General features: G+C 34.8%; 2 protein-coding genes. Both read right to left on the bottom strand.

Annotation, left to right across the window (positions count from 1 at the left end; translation table 11 throughout):
* Positions 1 to 33: 33 nt before the first annotated feature.
* Complete coding sequence (locus H5072_RS18745; RefSeq protein ID WP_002960627.1) at positions 34 to 228, bottom strand: (2Fe-2S)-binding protein; 195 nt, start codon at positions 226 to 228, stop codon at positions 34 to 36.
* Positions 229 to 913: 685 nt separating this feature from the next.
* A partial coding sequence (locus H5072_RS18740) for a hypothetical protein (protein ID WP_220488710.1) occupies positions 914 to 1,663 on the bottom strand: 750 nt, incomplete at its 5' end.

Raw genomic sequence — 1,663 nt, 5'->3', positions numbered from 1 at the left:
GCTGCTTTTTTTATATCTAAATTTTATATGTAATTAAGCAACTTGATCCGTTACATCCGCAATTTGAATAAGTCTGCGATTAAGGATCTTTTTAGTACAACCACAACACTTACCGCATTGGCTGCCTACTTTAAGCTCTTTGGTTAATTCACGCATGGTTGTTGCACCATCGTCAATTGTTTGCTCAATTTTTTTATCAGTCACACCGTGACATAGACAAATATACATGAATACAAACCACTCTCAATTTCATTTAGTAGCTGCATACTAATCTAAACGAAAATGGTTATCAATTGTTATTTGAAAAAATGTGTATTATTTGGATTTTTTTTGGCCAGCGACACTTAAGTCGAGAATTCGCGGCAGCTTGAGAATAGTTTGAATTTTAAGCAAGGTGTGGCACTCAGATTTAGATTTATTAATTAAAGTTCACCTTAAATTTAAGTAGGTTTAGATTTAGGTAAATGGTTGAATGGTTGAAAATTAATTACATTAAGGCTTTAAAAACCTTAATGTATAAATACGGAATTTATGGGTAGGTGATTTCCGGTTTCTGCCTTTGTAGGTCGGATAAGCGAAACGCCATCCGACACAGTAAAATACATTGCCCAATTATTATCAACATTTTATGTTGTCGAGTGGCTGAACTCACAGCCAATAGCAGACATTCAAAAAGAAAGTGGCAAAAGGCAAGACGCGACCCTATTTTTCACTTTTGAGCATCTAACGGGGGAGTAAAAAATTAAAGCGAATCTCACCTACGAAAAGTTGTTTATTATTTGCACTAATCAAATCCATCGTTACGTGAATCTTTCAGAATTTTTCCCTTAAAGACTAATTTTACAACGCTTTCACACGACATTCATAAAAGCTAAGTTTCAAATCCTATTTTCCAACAACATGCGATTGTTAGCTAAACATGATCCTTCAAGGAGTCCTCATAATCCTTTACTAGAACCGAAAACATGCTTTCAAACCTATCCATAGCGTCATTCTCTTCAACAAACACTTGCTCAACGATATTATCTTTTCTGTCTGTTAATCGTGTTGTTAGCTCCGCTAAGGGGAGTTTTGAAAATTGCGCAGAAATTATTGTGATGTCATAAAGCAATTCAATACCGTGTATAAGGGGACTCTCACTGTCTCCCCATGCAATAGCTACAAATTGATAATTAAATTGCAACGGTGTCCTTTTAAAGGATCCGTTTAACGTCAACAACCCTAGCTCTCTAGCCAACTTATTGTATTGTGCAGCTGTAGCGTTGCTAATCTCGGTGTTCATTAGGTTTGGCTCAATAGACTCAACCCACTCACCGAATTTTCCGACTACATTGTCTATTGAACTTGTTAAGTCAGTACGTTCCCATGAATTATTTGGAAATATAACTTCAAAGAGTTTATCGATATCAACAACCTCAATACTTTTCTGCTTATCAAGCAGAACTAATTCTCTATTCACATGTTCTTTAAAGTGTCGTTTAAGATCAAAGTAGTGATTAAAGGCAATGTTTTTCTCATTCAGAGCATTCGATTTTGAAGCTAATTTTGAACTATGAAATCTACTAATAACTAAAGATACTGGAACTGAAATACTAGCTATAAAAATCGGAAATCTGAGAAATTCCATAATATTTCCATAACTCTCTGCTTTTGGAATACAAAA

The sequence above is a fragment of the Pseudoalteromonas sp. SR45-5 genome, from assembly GCF_014163565.1.
Lineage (GTDB): Bacteria > Pseudomonadota > Gammaproteobacteria > Enterobacterales > Alteromonadaceae > Pseudoalteromonas > Pseudoalteromonas distincta.
This window is presented reverse-complemented; position numbering and strand designations above follow the sequence as displayed.

What these genes read in the sequence shown, in the direction of transcription:
- H5072_RS18745 (WP_002960627.1), bottom strand. Translation starts at nt 228, where the DNA reads ATGTATATTTGTCTATGTCACGGTGTGACTGATAAAAAAATTGAGCAA.